General features: G+C 71.5%; 8 protein-coding genes. 6 read left to right on the top strand and 2 right to left on the bottom strand.

Translation table 11 applies throughout. The annotated features are described in order from the left end of the window. Positions 1–30: 30 nt before the first annotated feature. Both ACE3PU_RS01460 and ACE3PU_RS01465 read left to right on the top strand, forming a co-directional pair. The gene (locus ACE3PU_RS01460) at positions 31–675 is read left to right on the top strand and encodes a glutathione S-transferase (protein ID WP_374385895.1); all 645 of its coding nucleotides are present in this window, start codon (positions 31–33) and stop codon (positions 673–675) included. Positions 676–759: 84 nt separating this feature from the next. Further along, positions 760–891 carry a hypothetical protein gene (locus ACE3PU_RS01465; protein WP_374385897.1) on the top strand — a complete coding sequence of 44 codons (132 nt, stop codon included), beginning with the start codon at positions 760–762 and terminating at the stop codon, positions 889–891. 1 nt (position 892) lies between these two features. Here ACE3PU_RS01465 and ACE3PU_RS01470 read toward each other — a convergent pair whose 3' ends face one another. After that, entirely contained in the window at positions 893–2,446 is a 1,554-nt protein-coding gene (locus ACE3PU_RS01470; RefSeq protein ID WP_374385899.1) for a lytic transglycosylase domain-containing protein, read from the bottom strand. 219 nt (positions 2,447–2,665) lie between these two features. Next, a complete protein-coding gene (locus tag ACE3PU_RS01475) occupies positions 2,666–3,466 on the bottom strand; it encodes a uracil-DNA glycosylase (protein WP_374385901.1) in 801 nt (266 codons plus the stop codon). A 196-nt stretch (positions 3,467–3,662) separates the two neighbouring features. Between ACE3PU_RS01475 and ACE3PU_RS01480 the strand changes: the two genes are divergently transcribed. The 4 genes from ACE3PU_RS01480 to ACE3PU_RS01495 all read left to right on the top strand — a co-directional run bounded on the left by ACE3PU_RS01480 (position 3,663) and on the right by ACE3PU_RS01495 (position 9,338). Further along, positions 3,663–5,318 (top strand): electron transfer flavoprotein-ubiquinone oxidoreductase, encoded by a 1,656-nt coding sequence (locus ACE3PU_RS01480; protein WP_374386042.1) that lies wholly within the window; start codon positions 3,663–3,665, stop codon positions 5,316–5,318. Between the two features lie 68 nt (positions 5,319–5,386). Continuing rightward, a complete protein-coding gene (locus tag ACE3PU_RS01485; RefSeq protein ID WP_374385903.1) occupies positions 5,387–7,303 on the top strand; it encodes a tetratricopeptide repeat protein in 1,917 nt (638 codons plus the stop codon). A gap of 2 nt (positions 7,304–7,305) precedes the next feature. Next, a complete protein-coding gene (locus ACE3PU_RS01490) occupies positions 7,306–8,211 on the top strand; it encodes a 4-(cytidine 5'-diphospho)-2-C-methyl-D-erythritol kinase (RefSeq protein WP_374385905.1) in 906 nt (301 codons plus the stop codon). Between the two features lie 176 nt (positions 8,212–8,387). Beyond that, on the top strand, positions 8,388–9,338 hold the full coding sequence (locus ACE3PU_RS01495; RefSeq protein WP_374385907.1) for a fasciclin domain-containing protein: 951 nt from the start codon (positions 8,388–8,390) through the stop codon (positions 9,336–9,338). Positions 9,339–9,363 lie beyond the last annotated feature (25 nt).

Raw genomic sequence — 9,363 nt, forward strand, 5'->3', positions numbered from 1 at the left:
AAGGAAGGCGGCGGATCGGGAGACCATGCCATGGAATTGATCATCGGGCCGAGGGCCTATTCGACCTGGTCGCTACGGGGCTGGCTGGTGATGAAGGCGACGGGCGCGGATTTCGCCGTGATCGACGCCCGTTATGATACGCCCGAGCACAAGGCGGCGCTTCAGGCCCTGTCGCCGTCCGGCTTCGTGCCGGCGCTTCGGGTCGAGGGAGAGGTTCTCTGGGACACCCTGGCCATCGCCGAATGGGCGGCCGAACGCTATCCGCAGGCCGCGCTGTGGCCCGCCGACCCGACCGCCCGGGCCCTGGCCCGCGCCGTCAGCGCCGAGATGCATTCCGGCTTCCAGGCGCTGCGCACCGTGTGCGGCACGGGGCCGGATCACCCGATGGTCGGGGCGGCGCGGGCGGAGACGCCTTCGGATCCGGCGCTGGACAGGGACCTGGCGCGGATCGTGAGCCTGGTTCGGCAGATGCGGGGCCGGTTCGGCGCCGAGGGGCCGTGGCTGTTCGGGGTGCGCTCCATCGCCGACGCCTTCTACACCCCGGTCGCCGCGCGGGTTCGTCACTTCCAGCTCGACCTGGCCGCCCATGGCGACGACGGCGCGGCGCGGACCTATATGGAGGCCCTGCTTGCGCACGCGCATTTCCGCGAGTGGGAGACCGACGCCCTGGCTTAACCGCTGGCAACCATGACGGCTGACGCTGGGTTAAGCGGACGCTGTTAGATGGATAGGCGGCCGCTTCCGGCCGGAGGTCCGCCCATGCCGGCTCCCGTCGTCTCGTCTTCCGTATCGGAAGGATCCCGCCGCCGGCTTCATCCGGTCGCCGCGCACGGTCTGGTCGCCGCCGTCGGCGTCATGGCCTGGGCGATGCTGCTGGCGGCGCTGCTGTAACCTACTGGGCGCCGGGGATCAGGGCCGCCTGGGCGATCTGCACCGGCTCGGGCGCGGGCGGAACATAGTCCAGCGCCACCGGAATCAGCGGCGCGCCCGAGGCCACGGCCTCCAGCGTCTTCAACGGCCCGCCGAACATGCGCTGATAAATCCAGTAGGCCGCGACGACCTTCTCGACGTAGTCGCGGGCCTGAGGCACGTCGATGGTCTCGATCAGCAGCAGGGGATCGGCGTCGCCGCCCAGCTTGCGGATGGCCCCCAGCATCGGTCCCGGACCGGCGTTGTAGGAGGCCACCGCCCGCAGCAAGTCGCCCTGGAAGGCCGGCAGCTGCAGCATGCGGTTCACATAGGCCTGACCAAGCCGCATGTTCACGGCCGGCTGCAACAGCTTGGTCGGCTCGGTGACGAAGGAGCGGTCGCCGGTCATTTCGGCGGCGGTGCCGGGCATGACCTGCATGATGCCATAGGCGCCCGCGCCGGAACGGGCGTCCGGGTTGAAGTCGGTCTCCTTGCGCGCCAAGGCGTAGACCAGCGCCTTCTCGATGGTGAAACCGCCTTCCGGCTCCAGCACCGGCGTCGGATAGCGCATGGCGTCGATGCGGCCGGCTTCGCCGTGGGCGGCGCCGGGGCTCATGATCCGGGCCAGGGCGTTCCACATCCGCGCCGCCTCGTTGGGCGCCGTGCGCACGCCGTTGCGCAGCTCGCTTTCCGCCTCGCCGCGGCGGCCGATCTCATAGAGGGCGACCGTGCGCCGCGCCCGCGGATCGGTCTGGACGAAAGCGGCCAGTTCCTCGGCGCCGACGCTGGTGTCGGGCGTATAGGCGGCGCGCTGCAGGCGGGCCTCCTGCACGTACGGCCGGGGCCCCATGTTCTCGATGGCCGGGTCTTCGCCCAGCTGGGCCAGCGCGATCTGGCCATAGAAGGTCGCGGGCCACTGGGCCGCCAGGCGCAGGTGGTCGACGATCCGGTCCTGGCGCCCCGACTGGCCGGCGGCGCGCGCGGTCCAGTATGCGGCGCCGGCGCGGACCCACGGATCTTCGGTCGGATCGTTTGCGACGCGGGCGAAGGCGGTGAAGGATTCGCCGTACTGCCCCAGGCGCCACTGGGCCAGGCCCACGGTCCACCAGTCGCCGATCTGCTGGCCGATGGCGACCGCGCCGGTCAGGTCGTCGGCGTTGTAGGCGATGCGGGCCGCCTTGGCCGGGTCCTGCCCCGGCGCGCCGGCGACGGCGGCGACCACGCTGCTCCAGGTGCGGCCCAGGAAGCTGGGCTTCTTCGGCTCGACCGCCCCGTCGGGACGGCGGCGCAGGGCCAGGTCGTAGACGCGGTCGGCGCACGGCAGGTCGGCGTATTCGTCCAGCCAGGCCGACAGCTCCTCGTAGGTCGCGACGTGGTCGGGGTGGAACAGGCGCTCGAACTCGACCTGGCCCAGCAGGACGCGGTCCTTGGCCTGCCGCGCCGACAGGCGGGCCGCTTCCAGGTCGCCGCGTCGCAGGGCGTCGAAGGCGGTGGTGTAGCTGAGACGGTCCGCCGGCGTCAGGGCGGTCGGACGCATGGAACCGGACGCGGCGCCGGGCGCTCCCTCATAGGGCGTGTCGGCGACGGCGACATTCGCGCCCCCGGCGAGCGCAAGGACAAGCGTCGACGCGAAGATCGCGCGGCGGATCGAAATCATACGGCGGCCCCCGTTGGCGTCCTGGCCCGTCTCGATTCAGGCTAAGGATCGTGTGGCGTCGGTCGTCAGCATTGAAACATGCTGAAAGCAGTCGTGACCTTAAACCGAGTCCGTTTCAAGGCGGGACGCCAGCGTCAACAGATCCGCCCACACCTGTCGCTTGGCCTGGGGCTGGCGCAGCAGGAAGGCGGGATGAAGCGTCGGCAGGGCCGGCGCCGCCACCGCGCCCTCGGCCAGCCGCCATTCCCTCCACTGGCCGCGCAGCTTCATGATTCCCTCGTCGGTCTGCAGCACGGACCGGGCCGAGGCCGCGCCCAGCAGCAGCACCGCCCGCGGCTTGAGCAGGGCGAAGGCCCGCTCGACGAAGGGCGCGCACAGGGCCTGCTCCTGCGGGCTGGCCGTGCGGTTGCCGGGCGGGCGCCAGAAGACGGTGTTGATGATGAAGACCTTGCCGGTCAGGCCGGCGGCGTCCAGCATCCGGTCCAGAAGCTGGCCCGCCCGGCCGACGAAGGGCTGGCCCAGCCGGTCTTCCTCCGCGCCGGGGGCCTCGCCGACAATCAGCACCGACGCGGTCGGATCGCCCCGGCCGAAGACGGACTGGGTGGCGCCCATTCCGCGCAGATCGCAGCCCTCGAAGGCCGCCACCGCCGCCGCCAGGTCCTGCAAGGCGCCCGCCCCGTTCGCCAGGCGTCGCGCCTCCGCCAGGGCCGCCTGGCCGTCCATCGCCGTGGGCCGGGCCACGACCGAGGCGGTCGCCCGCTGCACCGCCTTGACCGCCGGGGGCGGGGCGATGTGGGTGTGATCGACCGGCGCCTCGCCATAGCAGGCGTCCACGCCCGCATCGCGCCAAAAGGCGAGCAGGCTTTCCATCGCGGCGATGTCGTGGGGTTGCGCGTTCATGTCTCGATCCACCGATAAGCCTTGACCGCCCTCGCGTCACCTTCCGATAAGCGGCATAACCACACGAAGAACCGGGATTTCAGGGGAAGACATGGCCGAGGAAGCCATCGAAGGCGGCGCGGAGAACGCCCGCCAGGAAGCGATCATCGACAATCTGCCGCCGCTCGAGGCGCTGCAGGGCGTCGAGCGCGAGGTGATGGAGTATGACGTCGTCATCGTCGGCGGCGGCCCCGCCGGCCTGTCCGCCGCCATCCGCCTGAAGCAGCGGGCGGAGAAGGACGGCAAGGAAATCTCCGTCGCCGTGCTGGAGAAGTCAGCCGAGATCGGCGGCCACATCCTGTCCGGCGCCGTGATCGACCCCAAGGCGCTGAACGAGCTGTTTCCCGACTGGAAGGAACGCGGCGCGCCGCTGGAGACGCCGGTCACCAAGGACAGGTTCCTGCTGCTGGGGCCGCAGGGCGAACTGCCCCTGCCCATGCCGCTGCTGCCGCCGTTCATGCACAACCACGGCTGCTACATCGCCTCTCTGGGCAATGTGGCGCGCTGGCTGGGCGAACAGGCCGAGGCGCTGGGCGTCGAGGTCTATCCCGGCATGGCCGCCAGCCATGTGGTGTGGGAGGAAGAGACCGGCCGGGTGAAGGGCGTCGTCGCCGGCGTCTTCGGCGTCGACCGCGAGGGCAAGCCGACGGGCGATTTCCAGCCGGGCATCGAACTGCACGGCAAGTACGTCTTCATCGCCGAGGGCGTGCGCGGCTCGCTGGCCAAGACCATCATCGCCCGTCACAAGCTGCAGGACGGCAAGTCGCCGCAGAAGTACGGCATCGGCCTGAAGGAGCTGTGGCAGGTGCCGGCCGACAAGCACCAGCCGGGCCTGGCGCAGCACACGACCGGCTGGCCGCTGGACGAGCACACCGGCGGCGGCAGCTTCATGTACCACTTCGGCGACCGCTACGTGGCCATCGGCTATGTCGTCCACCTGAACTACAAGAACCCCTTCCTGTCGCCGTTCGACGAGTTCCAGCGCTTCAAGCACCACCCCTCGATCGCCGAACATCTGGAGGGCGGCACGCGCATCTCGTACGGCGCCCGCGCCATCACCGAGGGCGGTCTGCAATCCATTCCGAAGCTGGCCTTCCCCGGCGGCGCGCTGATCGGCTGTTCGGCCGGCTTCGTGAACGTGCCCCGCATCAAGGGCAGCCACAATGCGATGAAGACCGGCATGCTGGCCGCCGACGCCGCCTATGACGCGGTCCAGGCCGGACGCGCGGGCGATGAACTGGTCGAATACCAGACCGCCTTCGAAAAAAGCTGGGTCTTCAAGGAGCTGTCGGTCGTCAAGAACGCCAAGCCGCTGCTGTCGAAGTTCGGCACGACCCTGGGCGGGGCGTTCGGCATGTTCGACATGTGGTGCCGCACCCTGCTGGGCGGCTGGTCGCCGATCCCGACGCTGCAGCACGGCAAGACCGACGCCCAGTCCACCGAACTGGCCGCCCAGCACAAGCCGATCGCCTATCCCAAGCCGGACGGGAAGCTTTCGTTCGACAAGCTGTCGTCGGTCTTCATCTCCAACACCAACCACGCCGAGGACCAGCCCGCGCACCTGAAGCTGCTGGACCCGTCAAAGCCGATCCAGGTCAACCTGCCCAAGTACGGCGAACCGGCCCGGCTCTATTGCCCGGCAGGCGTGTACGAGGTGGTTTATGGCGACGAGGCGACCAAGAAGGACCCCCGGTTCGTCATCAACGCCCAGAACTGCGTCCACTGCAAAACCTGCGACATCAAGGATCCGTCGCAGAACATCGTCTGGATCACGCCCGAGGGCGGCGGCGGGCCGAACTATCCGAACATGTGACCTGCCGGGCGCGAGGGGCGCCGTCCCGCCCCTTGCCCGCGACGGGAAAAGCGTGAAGGGTCCGGGGCATGACCGCCTCCCGTTCGCGCCTGTTCGCCGCCTCCCTGACCGTGCTCGCCGTCGCGTTGGCGGGCGGGGCGGGCGCGCAGGACCGGCCGCCGGGGTCTATCCAGATCGATCCGGAGCCCCGGGAGGCGCCGCCGGCCCAGCCGGCGCCCGAGACGCATCCGCCGGCCATCATCCTGGAGCCGGATGAGACGCCCGACGACGCCGTGCCTGGCCCGGACGCTCCGGCCGAGGACGAGGCGCCCACGGTCGTCGTCGCCGACGAACCCGAAACGCCCGCCATCCCCGAGGTCTGGGCCCCCGTTCCGACCGATGCCCAGGGTCGCAGCGCCTATGGCCTCTATCTGGCGGGCAAGCTGGCCCTGATGCAGGGCGAGGGCGGGGCGGGCGCCGACTATCTGGCCCGCGCCCAGGCTCTGGCGCCCGAGCAACCCCGCCTTCAGGCCCAGGCCTTCACGTCCGCCCTGTTGTCGGGCGACCTAGACCAGGCGGCGGCCTTGGCGCCCGCCGCCAGCGACGCGGCCCCGGCCATGGTCGAGGGCGGTCGCCTGGTCCGGGTCGTCCAGACCTTCGTCCACGGCGACGCCCGCGCGGCAAACGCGGCTCTGACACGCCAGCCCGTCGCCTCGCCGCACGCCAGGGCCGGACTGTTGATCGCGCCGTGGATCGCCGCGGCGGCCGGGGACTGGACCCGCGCCCTGCAGGAGGCGCCGGCCGCAGGCGACCCGCTGACCCTGGCCTTCGCGCGACTGAACCGCGCCCAGCTGCTGGAGCATCGCCGCCGCTACGACGAAGCGGAGACCGAGCTGAAGGCCCTGTCCGACACCGCCGTGATCGGCGCCCTGTTCCACCGGCCCTACGGAGAATACCTGGAGCGGCGCGGTCGCCGGGACGAGGCGCTGGCCGTGTACGAAAAGGCGCTGCAGGGCGGCGCGGTCGACCTGGCGCTGGTGCGCGCCCTTGCCCGCGTGCGCGAGGGCGGACGGGCCCCGGCCTTGCCGACCTTCCGCGATGGGGCGGCCGAGGCCCTGGCCAACGCCGCCGCCCAGGCCTCGGCGGAAGGCGGGCACGAGTTCGCCGCTGTCTATCTGCGCCTGTCGCTGAACCTGCACGAGACGGCCCCCTCGCAGCTGGCCCTGGGCCAGACGCTGGAACGCGCCGGCCTGTCGGCGGCGGCGCGCACCGCCTATTCGCGGGTGGGGGTCGAGGACCCCATTCTCTACGCCACGGCGCGGGCGCAGCTGGCGGCCAGCCTTCAGGAAGACGGCCGGTCCGACGACGCGCTGGCCGAGCTGCGGCGCGCCGCCGCCCAGGCCCCGGGCGACCAGCGGATCGCCGCTATGCTGGCGGGCCAGCTGATGACCATGGAGCAGAACGCCGAGGCGCTCGAGATCCTGAACGGGCCGCTGCTGAACCGCGCCGACCAGGGGCCGCGGATCCACTTCCTGCGCGGCGCCGCCTACGAGGCGCTGAACCGCGTGCCCGAGGCGGAGGCCGAGCTGTGGGCCGCCGTGCAGGGCGCGCCGGCCGACGCCGACATGCTGAACTACCTGGGCTATCTGTGGGTCGATCGCGATCTGCGCGTGCAGCAGGGGGCGGAGATGATCCAGCGCGCCTTCGCCGCCGATCCCCAGAACGGCAACATCCAGGATTCCCTCGGCTGGGCCCAGTATCGGCAGGGCGATTACCAGGCCGCCGTCGACACCCTGGAGCAGGCGATCGACAAGGAGCCCGCCAACGCCGAGATCAACGACCACCTGGGCGACGCCTATTGGCGGGTCGGTCGCCGGCGCGAGGCGGAATGGATGTGGAAGCGCGTCCTGGTGCTGGACCCGGACGAGGAGCGCCGCGCCGAGGTCGAACGCAAGATCGAGCAAGGGCTGGACGCCGGCGCGGCCACGGGCGGCGTGTCGCAGTAGCCATGCGGCTGACCACGGCGGCTCCGGCCAAGATCAACCTGTTCCTGCACGTCGGGCCGGTCGACGCCGACGGCTATCATCCGCTGTCCAGCCTGGTCGCCTTCGCCGACATCGGCGACCGGGTGTCGGTCCAGCCGGCCGAGCGACTGTCGCTGGCCGTCACGGGCCCCTTCGGCGCGGCCCTGGCGGATGAGGACGACAATCTGATCCTGCGCGCCCTCAGGCGTCTGGGCGCCGCCCTGGGTCAGGGCGAGCCGGCGTTGAGCGTCGTGCTGGACAAGCAGTTGCCGATCGCTGCCGGTCTTGGCGGCGGCTCGTCGGACGCGGGCGCGGCCCTGCGCCTGGCCGCCGAGGTCCTGGGGCTGGCGGCCGACGACCCCGCGCTGGCGGCGGCGGCGCGCGATATCGGGGCCGACGGACCGATGTGCCTCTTCCCCCGCACGGCCTGGGCCGAGGGCCGGGGCGAGCGGCTGACGCCCGAGCCGCGCCTGCCTGAACTGTCGGTCGTGCTGGTCAATCCGGGCGTCCCGTCGCCCACGGGCCCCGTCTATCGCGCCTATGATCAGGCCCCCCTTGGGGAGGCCCGCCGGCCTGCGCCCCCCGCAGACTGGACGCCGCGCGCCACGGCGGCTTGGCTGGAGGAGCAGCGCAACGACCTCCAGGCCCCGGCCCTGGCCCTGGCGCCCGACATCGGCCTGGCCCTGGAAGCGGTGCGGGCGACGCAGGGCGTGCTCCTGACCCGAATGTCGGGTTCGGGCGCCACGGTGTTCGGCCTCTATGCGGACGCCGCGGCGGCGCGGGCGGCGGCGGACGGGCTCGCATCAGCTCACGCCGGCTGGTGGGTGCGGGCCGGTCGTCTGGGCGGCGCGCAAGATCACGGCAAGGTTTCAGGCGACAATCGGGCGTAATCGCCACGCTTGCGGCGACGTGGCCAAGCTTTCGTCGCGATCATCACAAAAGCTACGTGTTGTTTCACAATCACGGAACCGCATCGCCGGTTTTCGGCTTTGTGTGGCCAGTGCCTGATCTGGAACGGACCGCCGCTCCCCCAGTCCGCGGTCCTCAACCCAAAGAGGAAACAGCCATGCTACGCGCCAAACTGCTCGCCGCCACCGCCGTCGCCACCCTGATGGCCTTCCCCGCCCTGGCCCAGGAAGCCACGCCGCCGGCCCAGACCTCGGTTCCGGACGCCATGGCCCCGGCCGCGCCGCCGGCCACGGTCCCCACCCCCGGCCAGACCACCTCTTCGCAGAGGGACGCCGCGACCACGCCGGCCGCCGCCCAGACTATGCCCGCCCCGGCGACGGCTGCGGCCCAGACGCCCGCCGCCTCGGGCACCGTGGTGGACGTGCTGCGCTCCAGCGGTCAGTTCTCGACCCTGCTGACTGCGCTGGACCAGGCCCAGCTGACCGATACGCTGTCGACGCGTCCGGCCATCTCGATCTTCGCCCCGACCGACGCGGCCTTTGCGGCCCTGCCCGAGGCCGAGCGCACCCGTCTGCTGGATCCGGCCAACGCCAATGAGCTGCGCCAGCTGCTGCTCTACCACGTCATCGTCGCCGACGTGACGCCGGACCAGATCGAAGGCCGCAGGGGCGGCGTTCCGACCGCCTCGGAAGCCCAGATCCTGCTGGACGGCACCGGCGAGATGATCAAGGTCGACAGCGCCAGCGTCGTCAGCGCCGAACTGGACGCCTCCAACGGCGCGGTCTTCCCGATCGACAAGGTCCTGAACCCCGCCCAGTCGATGGCCGCCATGGGTGACGAGGAAAGCGCCGCCGCGACCGATGCGGGCGAAGCCTCGGGCGATGACGCCGCGGCGACCACGACCGAGACGACCACCACCGTCGAGCCGGCCGCGCCGGGCACGACCGCCCCCAATGGCCAGCCGGCCGCCACCACGACGACGACCGCGGCCCCGCCGGTCCCGAACCCGACCGACGGCCAGGTGGACGATCCGTCCATGACCCCGCCGGTCCAGACGCCCGACGCTGCGGCCGACGGCGCGCAGGAAGGCGATCCGACCCCGCAATAAGGGGTGATGCCCCGCGCCGGTCCCC

The sequence above is a fragment of the Brevundimonas sp. genome (genome assembly GCF_041911375.1).
In the GTDB taxonomy this organism is placed as follows: domain Bacteria; phylum Pseudomonadota; class Alphaproteobacteria; order Caulobacterales; family Caulobacteraceae; genus Brevundimonas.